Source organism: Entomomonas sp. E7T21 (genome assembly GCF_058693955.1).
Window position 1 is genome coordinate 1344862 of the sequence record NZ_CP191672.1, and the last position, 23293, is coordinate 1368154.

The following is a 23293-nucleotide window of genomic DNA, read 5'->3' on the forward strand; positions in this document are numbered from 1 at the left end:
TTCAGCATAGATGTGCAGGAACCCAAAGTAAAAAAGCTAATGAAGCCACAGAACCTTCACTAGAAAGCTATGACTACCCCAGTAGATATACTGACAAGAAAAGAGCAGACCGCCTTACCAAGATAGAAATAGAATGCCTAAGAACCAAACAAGTTCTAGCAGAAGTCTATAGTGACCTTATATCCATATTATCCAATTAGTTTATTTGAATTAGGATTGGCTTTGTATATAGGTATTTTATCAATTAATTTATTATTTTACTGTAAATACAGAAGATACAAATGTTATAAGAAAATCTATTTTTGAATTTAAAAATTATTCTAAATAAATATTGCTCGTTTATGGATACGCTTATTAATCTTATCCTATTTCTTTAGATAAAATTGAGGCTATACTATTTATTGAGGGGGCTGATTTACAAATATCCATTAATATTTTTGTAAATGTGGTAGATGATTGTCAAACGTATTAATTGCTGAGCTGTATAAAAAACTATGAAAAGATGTATTAATTTTTTTACTTACTTAATAATGTGTTTGTTATTTGTAGGTGTTGTAAGTGCTCAAGAAGAGAGTAAGGATGAGTTCACTCAGAAGGATATTATTACGCTGAGACAAGGGTTTTTACAAGGTAAAGATATTCTTAAAGACAATGGAGTTTTTATTGACTTAAAAGAGAAAGGATTTATCAGTAAAGGTGAAATGCTAAAAAGAATAAAAAAGCATGGAGTAAGTTCTTTGTTTCCTAATCAACAATCCTATAGTTATTTTATCAAGTATTTAAAATATCTTATTGATAGTAAAGAATTATCTGGCAATATTAATAGGTTGGTTACTTATAAAGAGGGTAGGTTTGAGTGCTATTTTATTTTGGAAAATGAGGATGATTTTAAGATCATTTTAAATGTGTTAACACCAACTAATATCAAGGATTTTCCATATACTGAGCCGTCTTATATATATTATTTTGAGAAAGTGAATGGTAAGGTTGTGCTGGCTAAGATGGATGTGGCTGGTTAAGTAAAGTTAATTAAACCTGTTTTTAAATGATAGTGAATTGGACCCCGAAAGTTGGATACCTAAATCTACCTTTTGGGGTATTTTTATGGGTAAAAATCGTTATTCATTAGAATTAAGGCTAGAAGTCATTCAGTATTGTTTATCTAATCAAGGTGGGCAGAAGAAAATTAGCTAAACACTTTAATATGAGCAGAATAACTGTGCATCCTTGGTTACGTATTTATCGATAGGATAGTCTGGAAGGTTTAATGAATGAAAAAACGGTTCAATTTTGCGAAATATCAAAAATTAAGATAATAAGTTATTGTATTATGTTATGTTTTAATTATAACGTATAAAGGGAAAGAAAGCATGAAAACTACCATTAAGCTCATCGCTATTGGTTTATTTGCCTTAGCAAGTAAGGATATTGTTGCGCAAGATGTTGCAGGGATAAAAATTGGTGAATCGTTCTCAGCTCAAAAAAGTTTGATTACAAAAGCAAATTCAGACTATCAGTTAAATGATATTACGCGACCTGGTGGGAATACTGTTGGCATCAATGCGATTGCAAAAAAAGATGGTCGAGTGATTGATCAGATGCTCGTGATTCACAATGATTCTGGTATTGTATGGTTTGTAGGAAGAGCACAGGCGCTTGAGAAAGGAGCTCGCATTAATCCTGATACACTTATGTCTTCATTGAAGGAAAAGTATGGTAATTATAGCGAAATTTCTGGTACTGGTGGGCCACGGTGGTACTTCGATCGTCAGGGAACACTTTTTCAAGGCTCAGTTATAGGTTCTCCATGTTATAGAGGGATAGGGCCAACGGGCACTTCATTTAATCAAGTACCGGGTACTGGTATGCAAGTACCAACTGTGTTCCCTCCTAAATGTGGTTTAGAGATCGAAACCTCAGTTTACCAAGACTCTAAAGATGGCATGGTATCAGCATTTTCTGTTCGTATCATCGATACAAAGCGTATGTTTGATGAATTGAATAACAAGAGTATAAATGCAGAGAATGAACGTAAACAGCAACTTGAAAGAGAGAAGGCAAACGACAATAAGCCAAAGCTGTGAGAAAAATATAGATGAAGCTCTAAATTAGAGCTTCATCTATTTGTATTAAAACTGCCCAACTTTTGAGATTCAGTTCATAGAGGGAATCTTCCCTTGCTTCTATCATCAACCCGTAATGTACTTGGTCATGTGTTGCCTATAAGTCAGTATCTTGTAGACTGGCAATTTGTTTTATTTTTGCTTTACTTTTTTTGCCCATATTGTCCATATAGGTTACAACTAAGGCTGAGACAACGAAAGTTAGGTGGAGAATAACGTACCACATTAGTTTGTCGTTATCTATTTTTTGAGCATCCATAAACATTCTGAGTAGGTGGATGGAGGAGATAGCTACAATAGATACGGATACTTTGGTTTTTAAGGAACCAGAGTCCATTTTGCCCAGCCAATCTAGTTTTTCCCGATGACTATGGATATTCATTTGTGAAACAAAGTTTTCGTAGCTGGCAAACATAACCATTACTAATAGGCCGCCTACCAGTACCATATCAATTAATGATAGTAGTTTTAGGATAAGTTCTGATTCAGGTAAGCTGAAAATAGCGGGTAAGATATGAAAAAGTTCTTGGTAAAATTTAATAGTTAGGGCAAGTAGTGCTAAAGATAGCCCAAAACATATTGGAGCAAGTATCCAGCGTGTTGAATACATTAAATTTTCTAAGATGATTTCAACTTTTTTCATAGATGATATTCCCTAAGCTGTAGTAGCCAATAATAAGGCGCGTAGTATAGCGAATAGCGATACTAATAGACTAGCCAGCAATAAGATAAAAATATAAACATTTTGTATACAGTTATTGGTTTGTTTTTATAAGGTTGTTTTCTGTTGAAATGAGAGTTAGTGAACAATTTGTCATAGAAAATATCTAGATTCTGTATCTTAATCTTCAATTCAGAGTAAAATAATTGCTTTTATTTCACTATTAGCTACAAAGTTATTTTATAATAACTGAATTTAGATGATTTAATTGATAATAGCAATTGCATGTAATTGCTCAGGGTATGTTGGGTTTAACCCTGCCACGAAATATTTGAGGAAGATTCTGTTAATATGCTTGGTCCTTTACTGAATAAGCTTTTTGGAAGCAAAAACGATCGCGAAGTTAAACGCATGTCTAAAATGGTCAAGGCTGTTAATGCCTTTGAAGAGAGCATGGTTGCTTTGCATGATGATCAACTACGTGCCAAAACAGTAGAATTTAGAGAGCGTATAGCAAAGGGTGAGAGTTTAAATAAATTATTGCCTGAGGCCTTTGCAGTAGCCCGTGAAGCTAGTAAACGGGTGATGGGCATGCGTCACTTTGATGTGCAGTTAATCGGTGCTATGACGTTGCATGAAGGTAAGATTGCTGAGATGCGTACAGGTGAAGGTAAAACTTTGATGTGTACCTTGGCTGTTTATTTAAATGCATTGTCTGGTAAAGGCGTGCATGTGGTAACGGTAAACGATTACTTGGCAAAACGTGATGCTAATTGGATGAGACCGTTATATGAGTTTTTAGGGATGAGCGTGGGTGTTATCGTTCCTTTCCAAGACCCAGAAGAAAAGCGTGCGGCTTATAAAGCAGATATTACCTATGGTACCAATAACGAATTTGGTTTCGATTATTTAAGAGATAATATGGCTTTCCGCCAAGAAGATAAGTTCCAACAAGTACTTAACTTTGCTGTGGTGGATGAGGTTGACTCTATTTTAATCGATGAGGCAAGAACACCTTTAATTATTTCAGGCCAAGCTGAAGACAGTTCTGAGCTTTATATTCAGTTAGATAAGTTAATTCCAAGACTTTCACAACAGATTGAAGAGGGTGAAGGCTCTGCTAAAGAAATCAAAAAAGAAGGCCATTACACGGTTGATGAGAAGTCACGTACGGCTGAGTTAACAGAAGCTGGCCATCAATATGTTGAAGATTTATTAATGGAAAATGGTTTGTTAGCAGAGGGTGATAGCCTGTATTCTGCTAATAATGCGACATTATTTAGCCATGTGCTTTCAGCATTAAGAGCCCATGTGTTATATCACCGTAATGTTGAGTATATTATTCAAGATAATGAGGTGTTGTTAATTGATGAGCACACTGGCCGTCCAATGAAAGGACGTCGCTTATCAGAAGGCTTACACCAAGCTATTGAAGCAAAAGAGCATGTACCTATTCAGCCAGAAAGCCAAACCTTGGCTTCTATTACCTTCCAAAACTTTTTCCGTCTTTATGATAAGTTATCGGGCATGACGGGTACAGCAGATACTGAAGCTTTCGAATTCCGTCAAATTTATAACCTTGATGTGGTGGTTATTCCTACCAATCGCGCGTTAGCCCGTAAAGATGCTAATGACTTGGTGTATATGACGCAAAAGGAAAAGTATGAGGCGATTATTCAGGAAATTAAAGCTGCGCAAGAGCGTAAGCAACCTGTCTTAGTGGGTACGGCTTCTATTGATACCTCTGAATTATTATCAACTGTATTGGAAAAAGCAGGCATTAAACATAATGTGTTAAATGCTAAGTTCCATGATAAGGAAGCGGATATTATTGCTCAGGCAGGTCGTCCAGGTGCTGTGACTATTGCCACCAATATGGCGGGTCGTGGTACAGATATTCTATTAGGTGGTAACTGGGAAGCAGAAGCAGCTAAGTTAGAAGAACCAACTGCTGAGCAGTTAAAAGCATTAGAAGATCAATGGCGTGAAGATCATCAAACGGTGTTAGAAGCAGGTGGTTTATTTGTGATTGGTACTGAGCGTCATGAATCACGTCGTATTGATAATCAGTTACGTGGTCGTTCTGGTCGTCAAGGTGACCCTGGTGCAAGCCGTTTCTATTTATCATTAGAAGATAATTTGATGCGTATTTTCGCTTCCGATCGTATGCGTAGCATTATGCAAGTGCTTGGTATGAAAGAAGGCGAAGCCATTGAGCATCGTATGGTAACGAATGCGATTGAGAAAGCACAACGTAAGGTAGAAGGTCGTAACTTCGATATTCGTAAGCAGTTGCTTGAATATGATGATGTGGCTAATGAACAACGTAAAGTTATCTATCATATGCGTGACACTATTTTAGAGTCTAATGATATCAGCCATATCATTAAAGAATTCCGCAATGAGGTGTTAACCGCTACTATTAATGAACATATTCCTCCTATGTCATTACCTGAGCAGTGGGATATTGCAGGTTTAGAGCAGGTATTACGTACTGATTTTGGACAGGATTTACCTATTCAACAGTGGTTAGATGAAGACGATAAGCTTTACGAAGAAACTTTAAGAGAGCGTATTGAGCAAGCCGTTGTTGAGAAATATGCGGCGGTAGAAGACGAAGCAGGCGATGAGAATATTCGTGGCTTTGAAAAATACGTGTTGTTAAGAGAAATCGATGAGCTTTGGAAAGATCATTTAACTCGTATGGATCACTTGCGTCAAGGTATTCATTTACGTGGTTATGCACAAAAGAATCCGAAGCAAGAATATAAGCGTGAGTCTTTTGAGTTATTTGAACGTTTATTGAATACTATTAAATACAATACAGTGAGTTTATTAGCGAATGCTCAAGTAAACCACCGCACAGCAGAAGAGGAAGAAGCACGTCTTCACCAAGAAGCTGAGCGTATTGCACAAAGTATGGTATTTCAACACGACGAGGCTGCTTCATCATTGAATGAAGATCCAGAGCAACAGGCTGTTGAAGAATTAGCGCCAGCGCAGCCACAGCAACCAGTACGCCGTACAGGTGCTAAGGTTGGGCGTAATGATCCTTGTCCTTGTGGTTCGGGTAAAAAATATAAGCAATGTTGTGGGCGTATTGAATAAATTTTAATAACGCAGTAACTATTATTTACCAAACACACCACATTTTTTGTGGTGTGTTTGTTTTAGGCTTAGAGGAGTATTAAAATGGCAGTAGGTTTGGAAATCCCTTCAGTATTAAATCCTGTTAAAGGCTTTGCGTTAGGTATTGCCTCTGCGGGTATTAAAAAGGCTGGCCGTAAAGATGTAGTGCTGATGCGTTGTAGTGAGCAAGCACAGGTTGTGGGGGTATTTACCCGCAATGCGTTTTGTGCAGCGCCTGTTATTTTATCTAAAAAACATTTAGCTACTGGCCAAGCAATACAATATTTTATCACTAATACAGGCAATGCTAATGCAGGCACAGGGCAACAGGGTTTACAATCTGCTACTGTGGTCTGTGAAGCGGTAGCTAATGCTACAGGTGTAGCTGTTGAGGCTATTTTACCTTTTTCTACGGGGGTAATTGGTGAGCCTTTACCCATAGAAAAAATTATGGCAGTTATCCCACAAGCGATGGCTGATTTAAAAGAAGATAATTGGTTAAATGCAGCTGAAGGTATTATGACTACGGATACAACGCCCAAAGGAGCGAGTGTTCGTTTTCAGCATGAGGGTAAAACTATTACGGTAACAGGTATTAGTAAAGGGGCAGGGATGATTTGTCCTAATATGGGTACTATGTTGGGTTATATTGCTACCGATGCGAAAGTGGCTAAACCTGTATTACAGACTTTATTAGAAGATGCTACCAATAAATCCTTTAATCGCATTACCATTGATGGTGATACCTCTACTAATGATAGCTGTGTATTAATTGCTACAGGTGAAACAGAGTTAGCTGAAATTACCCAAGCCAGTGGTGATTATTACGATAAGTTAAAAATAGCCTTATTCTCTGTAGCTATGGAGTTAGCACAAGCGATTGTACGCGATGGTGAGGGGGCTACTAAGTTTGTAACGGTTAAGGTAAATGGTGGCGATACTCATCAAGAATGTTTAGATGTGGCTTATGCAGTGGCTCATTCGCCTTTGGTTAAGACAGCGTTATTTGCTTCAGATCCTAACTGGGGACGTATTGTAGCCGCAGTGGGTTATTCTGGTGTAGCCAACCTTGATGTAAGTAAAGTCAATGTATTTTTAGGTGATGTGCAGATTGTTGAGGCTGGTGGGCGTGCTGCTAGTTATACCGAAGAGCAAGGTGCAAAAGCTATGCAACAAGCTGAGATTACTATTCGTATTGAATTAAATCGTGGTAGTTGCCAAGAGACTATTTGGACAACAGATTTATCCCATGAGTATGTGAAGATTAATGCAGAATATCGTTCTTAGTTTTATAGATAGATTGTATAAAGTTTGCTGTAAGGAAGATAGATGCCAGTAAAAGTGAAGCAGTTAATATTATTTTTAAGTATTTTACTGTTTTATCCCTTATTATTTTGGTTAACGCTTTATTATATACATGATGTTCCCATTCATGGTATGCGTGATCCTAGTGGTGGGGCTAAAGTAGATAGGGCGATTGAAGCGGTGTTAGGTGCTTTTTTAATAACGGTTATGTTTTTGATAGTGTGTCACCTATGGGCAAAAAAAGTAGCTATTCATTCTGGCTTATCATGGTTGGCTAATATTTTTTCAATTGTCTTAGCATTTATTGTGTTTAACGCCTTAGGATTTTATTTGTAAGGTTGTAGGAGTGACTGTGAAGCAAATTCAGGTAGTAGCTGCTATTATTCGTCAAAATGGTCGAGTGTTATTAGCACGTCGTGCTAAGCATAAGCATCAAGGTGGCTTATGGGAGTTTCCTGGTGGCAAGATTGAGGCCGGGGAAACGCCTGAGCAAGCGCTTAAGCGTGAGCTAAAGGAAGAGTTGGCGATTGAGGTGACTAAACTGAACCCTGTGTTTCAGACCAGCCACCAGTACCCAGAGTATGGCGTCCATTTAGATATTTGGGAAGTAACTGCTTTTGAGGGTGAGGCTGAAGGAGCAGAAGGGCAAGAGATTACTTGGGTACAGCCTAAAAATTTATTGCAGTATGAGTTTCCAGAAGCCAATAAAGCTATTATTACGGCTGCCCGTTTATCTAATCGTTATTTGATTACCCCTGAGAATTTAGATCGTGCAGAGATTATTGAGGGTATTCGTATTGCTTTAGATGAGGGCATAAAACTGATTTGTTTACGCGCGCCCCATTTTTTTGATCCTGATTATCGTGATTTGGCGATTGATGCAGTGGGAGTATGTGCAGGGCGTGCAGAGTTATTGGTAAAAGGTGCCTTTGAGTGGTTAGGGGATTTCCCGAGTGCAGGTTGGCATGTAACGGCTGAGCAATTACGTAAGTTGGCCGATAAAGGCCGACCTTTGCCCACTAATCGATGGTTAGCAGCGTCTTGTCATAATGAAGAAGAGTTGGCTTTGGCTAAACAGCTAGGAGTGGACTTTGTAACCCTTTCACCTGTTCAAAAAACAGCTACTCATCCCGATGCGGAACCTTTAGGTTGGGAGCGTGCCAAACAGTTAATAGCTGGTTTTGATCGCCCTGTTTATGTGTTAGGTGGTTTAACAGGGCAAGATGTGCCAACTGCTCAGCAAGCAGGTGCGCAGGGTGTGGCAGCTATACGTGGGCTATGGCCTTATGAGTTAGATTAAGAGCCTAATGAGATAGGCTCTAAGACGAGGATAGAATAATGATTAGTGTATTTGCAGTAATGACAGCAAAAGCAGGTAAAAAACAACAGGTGTTAGAGATTGCACGTGCTAATTTAGCAACAGTGAAAGCAGAACAGGGTTGTCATGAGTATCGGTTAGTGGAAGATGTGAAAAATGCAGGATCTTTCCAAAAAACATTGGGTGAAGATAGTTTTGCCTTTGTTGAGCAGTGGGAAAGTATGGCGGCATTAGAAGCTCATTTAGCTACACCACATATGCAAGCTTACGGTGAGCGTACTAAAGAGTTATTGGCTGATAGTGCTATTTATGTGATGCAATCAGCCGATAAGTAATAGAGCTATTATTCTACATTTTTATACATAGTTGAATGACTTTGCTGTACAGTTGTACTGTCTTTAGTTATTCGTCTTGTCTAAAATTGTATAGCAACAGCTATAGCTTGGTATTAGCAAAGTGGATTTAACATTTAATAATAATTAGAGGCTTAAAGATGGCAGCATTTCCTTATCAAAAAACAATGATTTTATATACTGGTGGTACTATTGGCATGATGCCTAGTGATAAGGGGTTGGTTGCCAGTGCTGGCTTTGAACGTTATTTGCAGGACTATTTAAAAGATTATCCTGAAATTGGTAATAATCAATGGCAATACCAAGAGGTAGAGCCTTTGATTGATAGTGCTAATATGTCACCAAGTTATTGGCAGAATTTAGTAGGTTTTGTTACTGATGCTGTCAGTTGTCATGGTTGTGATAGTGTATTGATTTTACAGGGTACGGATACCTTAGCCTATAGTGCTGCTGCATTGTCTTTTCAGTTATTAGGTTTTGATGTACCTGTGTTGATGACAGGGGCAATGGAGCCTGCGGCTGTAGAGGGCAGTGATGCTAAAGAGAATATTTGTGGCTCAATGGCGGCCTTAAGTCAAGGTCAGGTAAAGGGTGTACAGGTATTCTTTCATGGTGAGTTATTATCTGGCACGCGTTGCCGTAAATGGCGTAGTGTTGGACGGAGTCCTTTTGTCTCTTTGCCTGCATTGCAGCCTAAGCCGTTAGTGACTAGATTACCTGAGGAGTTAACTTATCCTTTTGTAGGAAGTTTGCCAACGGTTAATATTTTGCCTTTGTTTCCAGGATTGACTGCTTATCAGTTACAGGGGTTAATGGGGTTGTTTTTACATGGCTTGGTGATTGAATGCTATGGCAGTGGCACAGGGCCTAATGATGATGAAGCCTTTATTGCTTGTATTCAGCAGTTAATTGCACAGGGCGTAGTGGTGGTGGCTATTAGCCAGTGTCCAGAGGGTAGTGTCGATTTTTCTTATTATGAGGCTGCTAATACATTCCAAGAGATTGGGGTCATTAGTGGCGGTTGCATGCCCCGTGAGGCCGCATTAGCTAAGTTAAGCCGTTTGTTGGGCTTAGGCTTAAGTGCTAGTGAGGTAGCTTATTATTTCTCACAAAATCTGTGTGGTGAGTTTGGCGTTGGTGAGTAACTCTTAATAAAAGAGTTACTCTATGAGTTCTTTTAGACGTGCTCTTGCCATGCCCGAATCCCAATAGCCCATCAGTAGATTTCGGTAGTAGTCGGTGTATTTCTTACTTTTAAAATCTAGCATAATAGCTTGAATATGGTTTTTTTCGGGGTAGTAGTTTATTTTTACTACACTGTGTTGGCTGATGTCTAATTTAAGGTCTGGTTTAATTCGGAAATTAAAAATTAATTTTTGAGCCAGTGAGATATAGAAGTGATCGATATCTTCCCAATCAATAATTTCATCAAATATGGGTAGTTTGATACCTTGTTCATTCAGGGTTAACAACGGTTGACCAATTCTACGATAGGTTTGGATACTCTGCCAAATAATCAGTGCAGTAATAATGATTAAAATAACAGTCAGTATATATTGTGCAGATAGTAGGGCATGAACGATAAAGGTAGTTAATGCAATGATACCAAAAATCATCAGTATTAGATTGGTTATACCTCCTTCACGGATAGTAATTGTGCGATAGTTCTTACCTGCCAAAGAGGAAAGTATTTCCATTTCTTGGTCAATATATTCCGCTGCAGCTTGTTTATAATTTGCTTCTAGCTGTTTAATAATATGGTTTTTTTTGTCGTTTCGCATGTGTGCCTCACAGTCTCATATAGCTATTACGATGGATAAAAGTAATGTCTATGAAAAAAGGTTAAGAATGTGATCTGTCTCCTAATACTATAAAAATTAATGATTAAATAAGTTTAAGTTGTTTAAGTAAATCACTATGTTGATTATTACTAGCCTCTTCTAACATGGGGTCAGTTAATTTTATATTTAATAGTTCTAAGCGTCTTTGTAATGTAGGGTGGTTATCCAAAGGGTGGCTTTGGATACTTTGTAATAACATTAATGGATCAGGCAAGCCATGACGGTTAATCAGTTGTTGAATACTATTCAGAACACTTTCTTTTTTGCCGCCAGCAAACCAAAACTCTTCAATAATATATTCAATGGCAGGGGTTATTATGGCTACCCGTAACATTGCTTGTGCCATTTGTTTAGTAGAAGAGGCTTTGGATCCAATCTTATCTGCATTGGCTTCTCGACAACGTTTCCATTGTTGAACGGTTTCATGATAGCTATCTAGAAAGTGTTCGGCAAATACTAACGTAGGGTAGGTAAGAATGCTATACAGCCAATCCCATGCGCTGGTATTTTGAGCCAATGGTTGTAAATTAATGGCTGTAGTATTTCTTATTAAACGTTTAGAAATCGTAAAGAAGTGATGAGTATATTGAATGTCATTATAGGTAAAGTGCGCTAGTTCGTGACCAATAATGGCTGCTACATCTGACTCACTCATGTAGTGCATATAGGGGATAGATAAGTAGAGCGTAGCGCCTCCTGAAAGACTATTACCATTCCAAAAACTGATAGGTGATTCAGTGACAAAGAAGCAATGATTCATGCCTATAACAATATAGTCTGGCATGCGTAGTTGCCCTTTATCGGCGATTGATTGCACAAACTGCCATAGCTCAGGGGCTTCTGCTTTAGTTAAATTAATGCCTATCAGATTAAGGGTTTCTTCATCTGATTTTTCTGTACAGCTTTTAAAGATTTTCCATGATAAAGAAATGGTGATGATTATCATGATAGCAAAGGTAGTGAGTGCAAAAATGCTACTGACGTATTTTACTAAAATAATCATTAGTAAACAGGCCAGTAAAAGTATTGATGAACTTGATAGCAATATTAGAATGATAGGAAAAAATAATTTTGCTAAATAAAGGTTTCGATAAAGCTGTTTATTCGATTTCATTTGTTTTCGATTTTGTATGCTGTGGTCAAGAAGTAAACCAGTGCCAGCTATTAATAAAATAGAAAAGCTAAGAAATAGTGCACAGTAAGTAGCAAGTTCGTTGAGGTTCTTACTATTAACAACAGCTTTCAGCGTTTGTAGATGCTGGTCTGTGGTTGAGGTTTTCATAATGCCTTCATACTTTACATTGACAGATAGCATTGTTTTCACAGATGAATTTTTTACAACGTGATGAATGGTGTGTGGGTATTGCCATAAAATAATAGCAATAATGAGTATAGGTAATACTAGAAGTGTACTAACTAGCTTATAGTTGGGGAGGTTGGCTGCTGCAATCAAAATATAATCCTCTCTCTGATATGTGGATATTTAACTGCAATTTATATCATTATAATGAGTAATTTTTTGTTTTCAAATTATACCTATATAATTTTTAGATATAATGAGTTTAAGTAATTATAGTAATGGATTTAAAACGATCTTGCAAAGCTATGGTCTAATATAAAATTAGGTGAAAACTATTGGAGTAAATGATGAATAAGTTATGGTTATGTGCGTTATTATTAGTAACTGTTCATAGTTGGGCAGAGCCTTTAGAAAAGCCTAGAGTTACTTATGAAAAAAAACCTAGCGGTCGAATCTATGGTAGTGATGGTAGTGTTTATGATAAATTACCAACAGGTAAGGTTTACGATACGCAGGGTAAAGCTTATGGTGGTAATGTAAGGCAGGCATCTAGTGGAACAGCTAGTAGTATTGCTAAACCATTACCTAGGGCGAATACAACAGGCGGCATATCAGGTAATATTCGGACAGGTGTACCGAGACGTTAATAGATATAGCTATTGCGCTACATTTTTATACATCGTTGAATGACTTTGCCGTACTAGTTGTACTGTATTCAGTCATTCACCTCGCCTAAAATTGTATAAGTACGGTTACATTGATAAACAGTAAGTGATTAAGGAGAAGAAGGTTGATAAAGCAGCTATTAGTAATAACATTGTTAGGGGGACTTACTGCTTGTGTAACAACCACTGTTTATAAAGACCTCAGTGTGGTCGGTACTGATAAAGCGAAAGGCCAAGTGTTTATGGGGTTTGATTATGAGTCTGACATTATACCTATAGTGAATCATGAGCATGCACTAGGGGAGGTTCTTATTCAATGCCAACGCTGGGGTTATAAATCAGCATCTTTAAAATCAGATTATGATATTAAGTGTGGTGAAGGAACAGAGAATAGTTGTAAACGTTATGTGGTGGCTTATACTTATCAATGTTTAACAGAGCAAGATATAGAAGCCTATGAAAAAGGCAATCTTGATTTAACCGTAGATAAACAACCTACAGAATAAGCGGTTATGCCTTAGTATTAAATGATTATTAATTCCATATAGCATTGCTTGACAAATTTTTGTTAAGCAATCAGGATGTTCATTGTTTCTAAAAAAGTATAAGGATGTTATTTAATGATTACTTTGAAAAAGCCACTAGTAAATATGCTCATTAGAAGTATATTGGGTGTAGCTTTAGTTTTTTCTGCTGGCAATATTTTGGCTGATGAGAAGTTACCTGTACAACAACAAACACAGGTGGCAGGTTATTATCGAATGATGTTAGGGGATTATGAGATAACCGCTTTGTATGATGGTTTTGTACAGATTGAGAGTAAGCTGTTAAAAGGTATTACTGCTAAAGATGTGAATAAGCTTTTACAAGAAATGTTTGTTAGCGATACTAATGGTGTACAAACATCAATTAATGCTTTTTTAGTTCATACCAATAAGCATTTAATTTTGATTGATGCGGGTGCGGCTAGTTGTTTTGGTGATACCGCAGGTCAGATCGAAAATAATTTAAAAGCAGCAGGTTATACATTAGAGCAAGTGGATACGGTGTTGTTGACGCATCTTCATCCTGACCATGCTTGTGGTATTACTAAAGAGGGTAAAAGAATTTTTCCTAATGCAACCCTTTATGTGACGCAGGCGGAAGCAGGTTATTGGTTAAGTAAAAAATCAGAAGAACAAGCGCCAGAAGAGGCTAAAGCTGTATTTAAAATGGCACAACAAGCTGTTGCTCCTTATCAAGCGGCTAATAAATTTAAAACCTTTACTGATAGATTACCCGTTAATGAGGTACAGTTAATGGCCTCACCTGGGCATACTCCAGGACATATGTCTTATTTAGTCACCTCGAAAGGAAATAGTTTATTAATTTGGGGGGATATTGTTCATAGCCATGCAGTGCAATTTACTAGACCAGAAGTGGCCATAGAGTATGACTCTAACAGTGAGCAAGCTATTACTAGCCGTAAAAAGATATTGGCTTATGCGGCTAAAAATAAATTATGGGTAGCGGGTGCACATTTACCTTTCCCAGGTTTAGGACATGTTAGAGCTAATGATAAAGGTTATACATGGGTACCTATAGAATATAGTCCTATTTTGAAGAAGCAAAATTGATAATAAAAAAGCCTCTAATAAGAGGCTTTTTTAATGAGCTTTAGTTAGAAGCTTTATTTATTATCAAACCAGTTAAAGTAAGTTAGGGTTCCTTGTTTACCTGATTCCACTAGTTGTTGTTTATTGTTATCGGTTAAATCAAAATTAATAGCAGAAACACCAAGTGTATCGATATAGATACTTCTTGCCCAATCATCGCTATGTAAATGAACATCGGCTTGTACATTCATCACTGCACCAACCAGTTGTTTGAGATAATCGAAAATATCATTAATCTTGGTATGGGCAGGCGGTTTCTTATGCCAGAAGATGTCGATGTTCTCTCGTGAGGAAAGTTTAAAACCTAAGGTTTCTTTGTTGTATACATAATCAACTTGGTAATTACCTTCTGCACTAGTATTTAACGATTGATAGTATTCAGTTTCGATAAAGTTATTAGTCGTAAGGTATTTTTTACGATCAAATAATTTAATAGCATAATTAAGCTGTGTGCCACCATCGACATAGGTGTCATTGTTTACTTTGCGAGAGGCAAAGAATAAGGGGATAGACATGGAGATTCTAACCGCCTCGGCAATCGTCATATTGGGGGTGGTTTCTGCGGAAAATACTTCACTAAAACCAGTGGATAGATTAGAGCCAATTAAGTAAATGGAGCGAAAACCATGTTGTTGTTTAAGCTGTTCTAATTGGGCAAAGGTAGTTTCTGCGCTACCTGTTTTTTGTTTGATAATATTTTTTATCCAAGTTAAAAAATAGTCACCTTTATACCAACCAAACTCATTCAGTAACCTATTGGTGTTACGTATTATGCCAAAAGAGCTATCCATAAATTTATTGAAATCCATTTTCCAAAGGATTTCGGTGGTTTCTGCCAGTGAATAATTTAATCCTGTAACAACTGCATAGATCGCACCTGCTGAGGTACCGCCCACACGTTCGATATTTTTTAGAATGCCTTTTTCATCCAGAACTTGTGCTGCACCTAGATAAGCAGTGCCTAAGACACCGCCGCCTTCAAATACTAGGTTTTTAAATTGATAGTCCATTATTGCTCCTTATTGTTGAAATGGAGCAGTCAATTTAGCGAGTTACTTGGATGATTTATTCTGGCTATGGCAAGATAAAAAGTGAATATTAAGTCACTTTATAAGGTGACTTATTATTGTTTTATTAAGTTAATTATCTGCTTATTAATAAAGGTTGTTTGATAATTACTTAATGGCTAGGGATGGTGATGCCTTGTTTGCTCAAATAGTTGTCTCCCCATGTATACATCGTGTTAAGTACTGGCACAATAGTTTTTCCTAGGGGGGTTAGTGAATATTCCACTTTGGGCGGAACTACTGGGTAGACTTTTCTTTGTAGTAGTCCATCTGCTTCCAGCTCACGTAGTTGTTGAGTAAGCATTTTAGGAGTGGCGCAGGGGATTTCTCTTCTTAATTCTGAAAAACGTAACAGGCCATTAGTCAATTTCCAAAGGATCAGTGATTTATATTTGCCACCTATTAAATTAATAGTAGCGGCTAATGGTGTGTGGTCCATTGGCAGTATGTTGTTATTATTTGATTTTTTAAGGTTTTTTGACATTCTTTAGTATCCTTTTGGGTACTATATTACAAAAAAGTGCATTCTTGTGGGATTGATATTTATAGCTAGAATAAACCAAAAGAGCAAGAAAGTAAGTATTGTTATCTTTTATAGCAGCAAAATAATGAAATTTTATAAGTAAAGAGGTGAAAGGTTATGACTAGCAATAAGGCACTGATTATTATTGATGTTCAAAATGATTATTTTCCAGGTGGAGTGGTTCCTTTATGGAATGCTAATGGGGCATTACAGAGTATTTTGAAGGTTGTAAAAAAAGCGAAGCAGACTAATATTCCAATTATTCTTGTACAGCATGTATCGCCAGATAATAGCGGTGCTGATTTATTTATTAAGGGTAGTTATGGGGTAGAAATTCACCCTGAGTTATTAAAAGCAGCGCCAGATGCTACGATTGTGACTAAAACCAGAGCAGATTCATTTAGAGCAACCAATTTAAATGAGGTGGTGGATAAGTTAGGTGCTACAGAGTTGTTATTTTGTGGTATGCAGACCTTTAATTGTGTGGGGTTATCCGCTATTTCAGAATTTGCTAAGCAGTATAAGGTGAGTATCTTAGCAGATTGTTGTACAGCAGAAGCACAGCATGTACATTTATTTGCTTTAGCCGGTTTTGGTGATATTGTTCCAGTTGTTGAAAGTACAACAGTATTAAATTAATAGACAGCTTAACTATAAAAAAACCATCTTGGTTAAGATGGTTTTTGTTGTTTAAAGGCCAAACATTTTACCTAGTTGGTTTACTGTTTCTGTTGTTTGGTTAATGCTGTCATTAATTTTTTGCGCTTTAGAGCCTTTTTTAGAGGTAGAGGTAGAGCGAGAAGAAATATCACCTTGGTAAGTCATTTGCCATGCAGCCATTTGATCTTTAACACGGGCGTTATTTCTAGTACAAGTATTGGTACGGTTTTGACCCTTAGGCATGTTATTAATTTGTGCTTTTGAAGCAGCATAAAGTTGGCTTATGGTATTTTTATATTGTGCTTCTACACCACGAGTACGATCGATAAGCTCTATATGAGCATCCATATTATCAAAATAGGTATCACAGATATCAGCCATAGCTTGTGCTGAGAATAAAGAAACGGCGATTAATGCAGGTGCATAATATTTTTTCATTATTTAATCTTCTCTATTAATTATAAAGTGACGAGACTCTATCTTAAATAAATTAATTGTCAATATTGATCTAATGATTTATTAGCACAAAGCAATTTAGTTAGCTTTTGTGAGAGTAGCCACCCATCAAGGGTGGCTATTGTTAAGTGTTTATAATGTAATCCACTTGTTGTGCTTCGGTGGGGAGGGGTACTTCCCATTTGTAGAACATGCCTTGGATTTTTTTGTTGGTGAGACTGGTGTCTCGTTTGCTATTGCGTTTGTAGAGTTCCTTTTCAGGGTGTTCTAAATAGACAATACGTACGTTGGCATGATAGGCATAGAGCAGGTCGAGTGCTTTTTGCCTTACCTCACGGGTGAGGTGAGTAGCATTCCAAACAAAGGGTTGTTTTGCCCTTAACCATGCTCTTACATTGTCTAGCACATAGTGCGCTGCCATGCCTTCATTTTGTCCATATTTTAGTCCTAGTTTTTCTCGTGCATCATCATAGGAAGCCACAGGCAATTCGGGGTAGTGGTTAGCTACCCAATGGTTTTTACCGCTGGCGGGTAAGCCTGCCATCATAATTACTTGTGAGCCTTCTGTTGGGTAAAGGCTGTAATCAGGTTGTACATTAGCGCCACGAAAGTATTGGATACGGGTGTAGTCATCTGCAAAGGAGCGTGGCTGATAGAGGCAGTTTTGTTCTAGCGCCAGCTCTTTAAATAGTTCTACTTCATCTAGTATCCGTTGTGTATCGCTACAAATACGCCCTTGTATATCCGCCTTAGCAATGGCACAGAGCATCCATACAGGCAGTTCCCATGATAGTTTATGTAGTAAAAATTCAGGCGCTCTATCCTCACGTTGCTCTGCTAGGGCATAGAAAGGCAGTTGGTGAACGCTAATAATACGACAGATTTGTTCCCTTAATTGGAAAGGAACAGCCATCCGCCATAGTAAAAGACGGCTGTTGGTAGCGCCTCGCCTTGAATGCCCAGGTTGACTGATTTTGCCTGTGGCTTGGTCAATCTGGGTGGTTTCTGGCTTGGCGATATCGTGCAGTAGTGCTGTCATAAATAGCACAAAGCGTTCATCAGTGGTTGCCTTGCTATATTCAGGCTGTTCCAGTAGCGCATTAATCACCATTTGGGTATGAGTCCATACATCGCCTTCACTATGATAATAAGGGTCTTGCGGTGTGGTGGTTAGTGCTTGTAGTTGTGGAATAGCCTGTAACCAGTCTGCTAAATCGCCTGATTGCTCGGTATGAGCAATCAGTTGGGTTAATGTTTGGTATTCCATTAGTTATTGCTCCTTGCTTGGAGTGTTGACCAATCAACAGTTAGCTTGGGTGCATAGAGGTCAACACCTGTTGCTAATTGGTTAGGTATAAAGGGTTGTTCTGAGTGATGTTGTTTGGCATCCAGTATGCTTTGTACAAAATCACGTCTTACCCATTTAAACCGACCTATGGTGTGTTCGGCTGTTTCTAGTTTTAGGTACAGCCCTTCCATTAGGTCTGATTGGTCACACTGTTGCCATGCTTTGTTTAAGTCGATTTGTTCCCGTTGCACAATCTGTTCAAAACAGTGTTTCCAGTTGGCTGTTTTGGCGAGTGAATGTTCCACTAAACTCAATAAACTTTGTTGTTTAGTCGGTGCTTCACCTGCATAGAGCACAGGTACTGAAATAACAGGCCCATCAGCTAGTAGGGCATGGCGTTTGGCTGTAGATAAAAAGCATTGGTTATGTCTATCCCATATATCAAACTCGCAAAAGTAGTGGGGGAGTTGATCGTAGAAGATGGAGTGCTTTTTATGCAACCATTCGCCATAGAGTATATAGCGGTTTTCTAAACGATCGAATAACCAATCTTCATGTGCTACCGCCCATTGTTTAAGTAGGTTAAATTGTCTTTCTCTACCACCACCTAGTAGGTAGTGTCCACGGGACTGTAGTAGTAGCTCACCTTGTTCCGAAAAGCTAATTGCACAGTTGCCACCATCTAATTTCTCTTCTACGACAATATATTGCCCTAGTAGTTGTTGGTAGGGTACTTGGCCTTGTTCGGTATCACCTTGTTGTAGGCGTGAACCTTGTAGGTGCGGTGTGCGCGGATATTTAACCAGTTGTATGTTTTGGATATTTATGTCCATTGTCATTCTCCCATAAGGATTTAAGGAAAACCGACAACAGCAAGAGTTTCTATAGAGGGGTATAACGGGTATTGCTTAGTGAGTTAAGCAAAGGGAAGTTTCTTATAGAGTTAGGCCACTGTCGGCATTAAGAAAAATTTGTAATTACAGGCATTTCGCCACCTCAATGAATAAAAAGGTTTATAAAAAAGTTGGCGCATTATTGTGAGTTGAGAGGGGGTTGTCAATCAGTAGTTTTTAAAAAAACTAAAAATTCAGTTTATTTTAAGGTTGGTTATTTTGGTGACTGTTAGATGAGTTTTAGATGGGGGTAGCATAAGTTATTTAGGTTTTATAAAAATAATAATGTGATGTTTAATGCTCAGACTAATCAAGTGTAGTTAAAAATGATTGATAAAAAATTATTTTATTAATGTTTAAGGATGAAATATGGCTACAGCAACTTGTAAACCAATATATAATTTAAAATTTGGAACTCAAAGTAAACAAGCGTTAGAGAGGATTAGAGAACAAGTAGAGCTTTATAAGTTAGGCTCTGCATTGCTACTATCATCAACAATTCACACAATATTTACAAAGTCATCTAATACTTTTCAAATAGGTTTTAATATTGGAGCAGCAGATTGGGAGTTATTAGCTACGGTGGCAGGAGACTGGCCTAATGTAGTAAAGAATATTATTGCAAAAGAAGCAGCATTGTTGGAAATAAATTCTACTGGAGTAGAGGCAGAGTTTTGGGGAGGATTGAGTTCATGTTTAAAAAATTAATTTTTATGTTGTGTTTACTGTTATCTAGCCAATCATTTGCTTATCATTTTTTAACAGATGAAGAGGCAGAAAAACAACAAATTAAAATAGCAACTAGCAATCTTGAACAAGCTCAAAAAAATTATTTTGATAAATATAACGAGTGTATAGAACAGTCTAAAAATAATATATTATCTGTGAGTGATTTTAAAGATATTCAGCTAAATGAGAAGGAATTAAAAGCTATTATTTCTTATCATTCTGCAAAAAATTATAAAAAATGTGTTGGCAATTTAGAAGATAAATATCTATTAGCAATTAATGTGGCAAGAGCTTTTAATGTGCCTGATTATTCTGTTAATGATGATCCTAGTTCTAATAAGTCGATTTATCTTGCTTCAACATTATCAATAGATGAAGTTAAGTTCTATCCAGATTATATGCAAATAGATCAAGCAAAACGTGAGGCTATTGAGAAGATACCTAGTATTAATAAGGTATTCCATATAATAAATTCATTTAATGCATTAAAAAATAATTAATTTAGAAGATATTTCAAATAACAAAATAGCTATTTGCTTTTATGATATGATTAATTATTAAGTAACCAGAAGTAGATTCTTGGGGAATGTATTATTTTATGAAGAAAAATAAAGTTATTGGTTTAATGTTATTAAGTTTTGTGTCGTTATATAGTGTTGCAGACGTAGCGCCAGCTTTGCAAATTACTTTAGAGGATACTAAGAAAAGTGATTTAAACCTTACTACAACCCATTTTTATGGTTTACAAAATAGATATAACTTTAATCTTTTTGCAACAGGCAAAGATGTTGTTTGGGATTTTTCTAATATAGATTTAGATGCCCCAAAGGTTATAAAAGTATCAACTAAAGCAGTGAATTGTGAAGATACACCTTATAAGGAGTCTTTTCCTCAAGCAAAGGAATGTTTAATTTCTATTAATGATTCAAGTGGTGATATAGCTAAAATTTATTATTATAAAACACCCGGTGTTTTGTTAGGACAGGTAACGGTTGCTGGTAAAAAGAATGAAAGTATTAGTAACTGTGATGTTGTAGAGGATACTCAATATCCTATTTTTTATGGAAAAAAATACAGTATCGTTCTAAATTGTAATAATGGTTCTGGGGAAAAAGCAAAAACTGAGGTGGTAGGTGAAGTTGTGGGTGAGGGAACGCTGATTTTACCTAATGGTAAGAAGGTAGAGGATGTATTAAGAGTTAAATCACAGCTTTCTTTTGGTAATAGAAGAGGTGAGATTAAGTATACCTATTATACAAAGGATGCTGGGATAGTTTTACAGTCGATAGGTGCTTCTTATATCGTAATCAATAATTACAGTGAATAATAAGTAAAAAGTAGCTTGAAAGTGGTTGCTAACAATCACTTTTAATAGTTTGTAAGTATATAGGTTATTAAGGGCGACTCAGTGTCGCCCTTTTGCATGGTTTTAATAACAAGCTGCTGTATTAATGTTACTGATGATGTTTGCTGCCTTTTGCCATGCTAGAAAAAACACCATCACGATAGATTAAGGCATGTACCAAGGCTGCTGAAAGATGACCTATTACCACCACGAACAGTAGCCAAGCTAATAGGCTGTGTGCATCGCGTAGCCATGCATATAATATAGGGCTAGTGGGTACGATTGCAGGAAGATTAAAGCCTTTAAAGAGTACAATTGGATAGCCTGCGGCTGACAGCATTGCCCAACCAATCAGGGGAAGAGCAAGCATTAAGACGTACAGTAGAATATGTGATCCCTTGGCGGCCAATACTTGCCACTGTGGAAGATTGGCAGGTAGTGAGGGTGGCGGATTGCGCAGGCGATTGATAAGGCGAACGATTACCAGTAATAAGATGGCTATGCCTAGCGGCCGATGTAGATTAATCAGCCATAGTCGGTAATGTAGGGAGGTCATCATACCTACCCCAATAAATAGCATTGCTAAAATCATTACAGCCATTAACCAGTGCAGACAGCGTGCGGTTAGGTTGAAGTGGGTATTGGTTGTCATGGGTGTATTTTCTTGAGTTTTCATTTGACCTCCTGTTTACCAACAGCATCAGTGGCTTTACCATAACCAATCTCACGTTCCCGACGATTGAAGGAGTGTGAGTATGCACCTGAACGAGCGCTGAGTATGGGGTCGTCAGAAACTTCGATACCTGCTGGTACAATTGAGGGATCGAAGTTGATGTCGCGACAGGCGCCTTTAGCTTGATCGACGACACTTGTTACTTGCAGTGTTCCAGCGATGATTTGTTGGCGATCTTGTGGCCATGGTTGCGATGGATCATTGATAGGGTCGTTTGGTTGTGCGAGTTGTAGCACCAAATCCCACATCAGTGGTTGCTCTTCTAGGGTATGGCGTAGGTCGTCAAATAGGAAGTTATCAGTAGTGTGTTGCTGTTTAGTTTCAGCTAAAGATAACTGTGCTTCATGGGGACGCATCATCCAGCGTATGGGTTGTTTTTGACCATCAGCAGAGACTAGCAAGAAGGCGTTGACGCTATGGAATGTTGAGTTTGCAAAGCTATCAGGTGGGGCTGCTGTTGCAGTCATTTTGAGAAACTTCTCGGCCTCTGGGTATTCCTGTAAAAAACGTGCAACACGTTCGGGGTCGGGTTTGCCCGTTTCTGGGTTGGGGGCGGTTGCTTGCCTCATTGCTAAGAAACCTTCGGGGTTGTGGGTTGGGAAGTAAGGCACGTTGTTCATCGCCATACGCCATTGCTGTTTGTCGTCTGTGGTAAGTAACAAAGCCATACTTATGGTTTTAGTGGAGCTGTCTACTGCATGTGGATCGCCTGTTCCAATTGAGAAGCGACCCACAATCGGTATATTCGGTTGGCTGAAAACCCGTGCTGTTGAAAGTGACATAATGTCTTTATTAGGGCGGAAGTTACCGACATAGCATATGCCTTTGCCATGGGCTCGTCGAAACCCCGCAGGGAATGGCTGTACGGCTTCCATTACTAGACTTTCGGTGGTTTGGCGTTTTCCGATCCAACCTGCGGTCCAAGCGAAGGCAGATATTAAGGTTGTAGCGATGATGGCAATTAATATTAAAGCCAGCCAAGTGCGCTTTGATCTCAAGTTAAGGTGTGACATAGAGGGTATTTTATTCCAAAAAGTTTGCTGTGAGTTCTACACACGGCTTGTTGTGTAAGCGACTATTTGAATTGTGCACTACCAAGCTGGCTACAGTAGATAGGGAGCTGTGCGCTAGTTTGATATAAGCTTTTAAAAGTTATTCCGATTCTGACAGGACATGATCGGCCTATTTCTCAAGCTGAGCGATGAGCGACGCAAAAAGTGAACAGTTCAACAGTCGCAAAGCATAGCAG

25 protein-coding genes are annotated in these 23293 nt (G+C 37.9%); 15 read left to right on the forward strand and 10 right to left on the reverse strand.

The genetic code is table 11. From position 1 onward, the window contains the following. Positions 1 to 494 precede the first annotated feature (494 nt). Both ACQVD9_RS06350 and ACQVD9_RS06355 read left to right on the forward strand, forming a co-directional pair. A complete protein-coding gene (locus ACQVD9_RS06350) occupies positions 495 to 1019 on the forward strand; it encodes a hypothetical protein (RefSeq protein WP_264745215.1) in 525 nt (174 codons plus the stop codon). Between the two features lie 351 nt (positions 1020 to 1370). Beyond that, positions 1371 to 2084, forward strand: coding sequence for a hypothetical protein (locus ACQVD9_RS06355; RefSeq protein ID WP_264745216.1), 714 nt, complete (start codon positions 1371 to 1373; stop codon positions 2082 to 2084). 136 nt (positions 2085 to 2220) lie between these two features. Here the strand turns inward: ACQVD9_RS06355 and ACQVD9_RS06360 are convergent, their stop codons facing one another. Further along, positions 2221 to 2766: a TIGR00645 family protein gene (locus tag ACQVD9_RS06360; protein WP_264745217.1), complete on the reverse strand. Its 546-nt coding sequence runs from the start codon at positions 2764 to 2766 to the stop codon at positions 2221 to 2223. 369 nt (positions 2767 to 3135) lie between these two features. On the opposite strand from ACQVD9_RS06360, the gene secA reads away from it, so the two are divergent. From secA to ACQVD9_RS06390, 6 genes are all read left to right on the forward strand, one after another. Beyond that, positions 3136 to 5892, forward strand: a complete 2757-nt coding sequence (gene secA / locus ACQVD9_RS06365; protein WP_264745218.1) for a preprotein translocase subunit SecA — start codon at positions 3136 to 3138, stop codon at positions 5890 to 5892. A gap of 84 nt (positions 5893 to 5976) precedes the next feature. Beyond that, the gene (gene argJ / locus ACQVD9_RS06370; RefSeq protein WP_264745219.1) at positions 5977 to 7200 is read left to right on the forward strand and encodes a bifunctional glutamate N-acetyltransferase/amino-acid acetyltransferase ArgJ; all 1224 of its coding nucleotides are present in this window, start codon (positions 5977 to 5979) and stop codon (positions 7198 to 7200) included. Between the two features lie 42 nt (positions 7201 to 7242). Further along, the gene (locus tag ACQVD9_RS06375) at positions 7243 to 7554 is read left to right on the forward strand and encodes a hypothetical protein (RefSeq protein ID WP_264745220.1); all 312 of its coding nucleotides are present in this window, start codon (positions 7243 to 7245) and stop codon (positions 7552 to 7554) included. Positions 7555 to 7570: 16 nt separating this feature from the next. After that, positions 7571 to 8518, forward strand: coding sequence for a Nudix family hydrolase (locus tag ACQVD9_RS06380; protein ID WP_264745221.1), 948 nt, complete (start codon positions 7571 to 7573; stop codon positions 8516 to 8518). 38 nt (positions 8519 to 8556) lie between these two features. Continuing rightward, the gene (locus tag ACQVD9_RS06385; protein WP_264745222.1) at positions 8557 to 8871 is read left to right on the forward strand and encodes a putative quinol monooxygenase; all 315 of its coding nucleotides are present in this window, start codon (positions 8557 to 8559) and stop codon (positions 8869 to 8871) included. Positions 8872 to 9029: 158 nt separating this feature from the next. Beyond that, positions 9030 to 10034 (forward strand): asparaginase, encoded by a 1005-nt coding sequence (locus ACQVD9_RS06390; RefSeq protein ID WP_264745223.1) that lies wholly within the window; start codon positions 9030 to 9032, stop codon positions 10032 to 10034. 15 nt (positions 10035 to 10049) lie between these two features. Here ACQVD9_RS06390 and ACQVD9_RS06395 read toward each other — a convergent pair whose 3' ends face one another. Together ACQVD9_RS06395 and ACQVD9_RS06400 are read right to left on the reverse strand one after the other, a co-directional pair. Further along, positions 10050 to 10670, reverse strand: coding sequence for a hypothetical protein (locus ACQVD9_RS06395; RefSeq protein ID WP_264745224.1), 621 nt, complete (start codon positions 10668 to 10670; stop codon positions 10050 to 10052). A gap of 103 nt (positions 10671 to 10773) precedes the next feature. Further along, on the reverse strand, positions 10774 to 12183 hold the full coding sequence (locus tag ACQVD9_RS06400; protein WP_264745225.1) for a M48 family metallopeptidase: 1410 nt from the start codon (positions 12181 to 12183) through the stop codon (positions 10774 to 10776). 191 nt (positions 12184 to 12374) lie between these two features. Here ACQVD9_RS06400 and ACQVD9_RS06405 point away from each other — a divergent pair, with 191 nt between their 5' ends. From ACQVD9_RS06405 to ACQVD9_RS06415, 3 genes are all read left to right on the forward strand, one after another. Further along, entirely contained in the window at positions 12375 to 12677 is a 303-nt protein-coding gene (locus tag ACQVD9_RS06405) for a hypothetical protein (RefSeq protein ID WP_264745226.1), read from the forward strand. A gap of 143 nt (positions 12678 to 12820) precedes the next feature. After that, positions 12821 to 13201 carry a YecR-like lipofamily protein gene (gene yecR / locus ACQVD9_RS06410; RefSeq protein WP_264745227.1) on the forward strand — a complete coding sequence of 127 codons (381 nt, stop codon included), beginning with the start codon at positions 12821 to 12823 and terminating at the stop codon, positions 13199 to 13201. Between the two features lie 114 nt (positions 13202 to 13315). Beyond that, a complete protein-coding gene (locus ACQVD9_RS06415) occupies positions 13316 to 14311 on the forward strand; it encodes an MBL fold metallo-hydrolase (RefSeq protein WP_264745228.1) in 996 nt (331 codons plus the stop codon). 53 nt (positions 14312 to 14364) lie between these two features. On the opposite strand, the gene ACQVD9_RS06420 is transcribed toward ACQVD9_RS06415, so the two are convergent. Beyond that, complete coding sequence (locus tag ACQVD9_RS06420; protein ID WP_264745229.1) at positions 14365 to 15360, reverse strand: patatin-like phospholipase family protein; 996 nt, start codon at positions 15358 to 15360, stop codon at positions 14365 to 14367. Positions 15361 to 15529: 169 nt separating this feature from the next. Beyond that, positions 15530 to 15901, reverse strand: a complete 372-nt coding sequence (locus ACQVD9_RS06425; protein WP_413774141.1) for a winged helix-turn-helix transcriptional regulator — start codon at positions 15899 to 15901, stop codon at positions 15530 to 15532. 156 nt (positions 15902 to 16057) lie between these two features. Here ACQVD9_RS06425 and ACQVD9_RS06430 point away from each other — a divergent pair, with 156 nt between their 5' ends. Further along, positions 16058 to 16579: an isochorismatase family protein gene (locus ACQVD9_RS06430; protein WP_264745230.1), complete on the forward strand. Its 522-nt coding sequence runs from the start codon at positions 16058 to 16060 to the stop codon at positions 16577 to 16579. A 51-nt stretch (positions 16580 to 16630) separates the two neighbouring features. On the opposite strand, the gene ACQVD9_RS06435 is transcribed toward ACQVD9_RS06430, so the two are convergent. The 3 genes from ACQVD9_RS06435 to ACQVD9_RS06445 form a co-directional block, all read right to left on the reverse strand. Continuing rightward, the gene (locus tag ACQVD9_RS06435; RefSeq protein WP_264745231.1) at positions 16631 to 17038 is read right to left on the reverse strand and encodes a DUF5339 family protein; all 408 of its coding nucleotides are present in this window, start codon (positions 17036 to 17038) and stop codon (positions 16631 to 16633) included. Between the two features lie 142 nt (positions 17039 to 17180). Then, positions 17181 to 18323: an AAA family ATPase gene (locus ACQVD9_RS06440; protein WP_264745232.1), complete on the reverse strand. Its 1143-nt coding sequence runs from the start codon at positions 18321 to 18323 to the stop codon at positions 17181 to 17183. Beyond that, positions 18323 to 19177: an RNA ligase family protein gene (locus tag ACQVD9_RS06445; RefSeq protein WP_264745233.1), complete on the reverse strand. Its 855-nt coding sequence runs from the start codon at positions 19175 to 19177 to the stop codon at positions 18323 to 18325. Before ACQVD9_RS06445 ends, ACQVD9_RS06440 begins: the two co-directional genes overlap by 1 nt. A 429-nt stretch (positions 19178 to 19606) precedes the next feature. Between ACQVD9_RS06445 and ACQVD9_RS06450 the strand changes: the two genes are divergently transcribed. The 3 genes from ACQVD9_RS06450 (at position 19607) to ACQVD9_RS06460 (ending at position 21293) form a co-directional block, all read left to right on the forward strand. After that, a complete protein-coding gene (locus ACQVD9_RS06450; RefSeq protein ID WP_264745234.1) occupies positions 19607 to 19945 on the forward strand; it encodes a hypothetical protein in 339 nt (112 codons plus the stop codon). Then, on the forward strand, positions 19930 to 20466 hold the full coding sequence (locus tag ACQVD9_RS06455) for a hypothetical protein (protein WP_264745235.1): 537 nt from the start codon (positions 19930 to 19932) through the stop codon (positions 20464 to 20466). The genes ACQVD9_RS06450 and ACQVD9_RS06455 overlap by 16 nt, the downstream gene beginning before the upstream one ends. A gap of 98 nt (positions 20467 to 20564) precedes the next feature. Beyond that, positions 20565 to 21293, forward strand: coding sequence for a hypothetical protein (locus ACQVD9_RS06460; protein WP_264745236.1), 729 nt, complete (start codon positions 20565 to 20567; stop codon positions 21291 to 21293). 127 nt (positions 21294 to 21420) lie between these two features. Here ACQVD9_RS06460 and ACQVD9_RS06465 read toward each other — a convergent pair whose 3' ends face one another. Then, positions 21421 to 21987 carry a cytochrome b gene (locus ACQVD9_RS06465; RefSeq protein WP_264745237.1) on the reverse strand — a complete coding sequence of 189 codons (567 nt, stop codon included), beginning with the start codon at positions 21985 to 21987 and terminating at the stop codon, positions 21421 to 21423. After that, on the reverse strand, positions 21984 to 23057 hold the full coding sequence (locus tag ACQVD9_RS06470; RefSeq protein ID WP_319804727.1) for a catalase family peroxidase: 1074 nt from the start codon (positions 23055 to 23057) through the stop codon (positions 21984 to 21986). The genes ACQVD9_RS06465 and ACQVD9_RS06470 overlap by 4 nt, the downstream gene beginning before the upstream one ends. Between the last annotated feature and the right edge of the window lie 236 nt (positions 23058 to 23293).

Coding starts and splice junctions, on each gene's coding strand:
- ACQVD9_RS06445 (WP_264745233.1), bottom strand. CDS start 19,177: ATGGACATAAATATCCAAAACATACAACTGGTTAAATATCCGCGCACA.
- ACQVD9_RS06405 (WP_264745226.1), top strand. CDS start 12,375: ATGATGAATAAGTTATGGTTATGTGCGTTATTATTAGTAACTGTTCAT.
- secA (WP_264745218.1), top strand. CDS start 3,136: ATGCTTGGTCCTTTACTGAATAAGCTTTTTGGAAGCAAAAACGATCGC.
- ACQVD9_RS06470 (WP_319804727.1), bottom strand. CDS start 23,057: ATGTCACACCTTAACTTGAGATCAAAGCGCACTTGGCTGGCTTTAATA.
- ACQVD9_RS06360 (WP_264745217.1), bottom strand. CDS start 2,766: ATGAAAAAAGTTGAAATCATCTTAGAAAATTTAATGTATTCAACACGC.
- ACQVD9_RS06465 (WP_264745237.1), bottom strand. CDS start 21,987: ATGAAAACTCAAGAAAATACACCCATGACAACCAATACCCACTTCAAC.
- ACQVD9_RS06450 (WP_264745234.1), top strand. CDS start 19,607: ATGGCTACAGCAACTTGTAAACCAATATATAATTTAAAATTTGGAACT.
- ACQVD9_RS06460 (WP_264745236.1), top strand. CDS start 20,565: ATGAAGAAAAATAAAGTTATTGGTTTAATGTTATTAAGTTTTGTGTCG.
- ACQVD9_RS06350 (WP_264745215.1), top strand. CDS start 495: ATGAAAAGATGTATTAATTTTTTTACTTACTTAATAATGTGTTTGTTA.
- ACQVD9_RS06395 (WP_264745224.1), bottom strand. CDS start 10,670: ATGCGAAACGACAAAAAAAACCATATTATTAAACAGCTAGAAGCAAAT.
- ACQVD9_RS06440 (WP_264745232.1), bottom strand. CDS start 18,323: ATGGAATACCAAACATTAACCCAACTGATTGCTCATACCGAGCAATCA.
- ACQVD9_RS06430 (WP_264745230.1), top strand. CDS start 16,058: ATGACTAGCAATAAGGCACTGATTATTATTGATGTTCAAAATGATTAT.
- ACQVD9_RS06425 (WP_413774141.1), bottom strand. CDS start 15,901: ATGTCAAAAAACCTTAAAAAATCAAATAATAACAACATACTGCCAATG.
- argJ (WP_264745219.1), top strand. CDS start 5,977: ATGGCAGTAGGTTTGGAAATCCCTTCAGTATTAAATCCTGTTAAAGGC.
- ACQVD9_RS06375 (WP_264745220.1), top strand. CDS start 7,243: ATGCCAGTAAAAGTGAAGCAGTTAATATTATTTTTAAGTATTTTACTG.
- ACQVD9_RS06420 (WP_264745229.1), bottom strand. CDS start 15,360: ATGGACTATCAATTTAAAAACCTAGTATTTGAAGGCGGCGGTGTCTTA.
- ACQVD9_RS06355 (WP_264745216.1), top strand. CDS start 1,371: ATGAAAACTACCATTAAGCTCATCGCTATTGGTTTATTTGCCTTAGCA.
- ACQVD9_RS06390 (WP_264745223.1), top strand. CDS start 9,030: ATGGCAGCATTTCCTTATCAAAAAACAATGATTTTATATACTGGTGGT.
- ACQVD9_RS06455 (WP_264745235.1), top strand. CDS start 19,930: ATGTTTAAAAAATTAATTTTTATGTTGTGTTTACTGTTATCTAGCCAA.
- ACQVD9_RS06385 (WP_264745222.1), top strand. CDS start 8,557: ATGATTAGTGTATTTGCAGTAATGACAGCAAAAGCAGGTAAAAAACAA.
- ACQVD9_RS06435 (WP_264745231.1), bottom strand. CDS start 17,038: ATGAAAAAATATTATGCACCTGCATTAATCGCCGTTTCTTTATTCTCA.
- ACQVD9_RS06415 (WP_264745228.1), top strand. CDS start 13,316: ATGATTACTTTGAAAAAGCCACTAGTAAATATGCTCATTAGAAGTATA.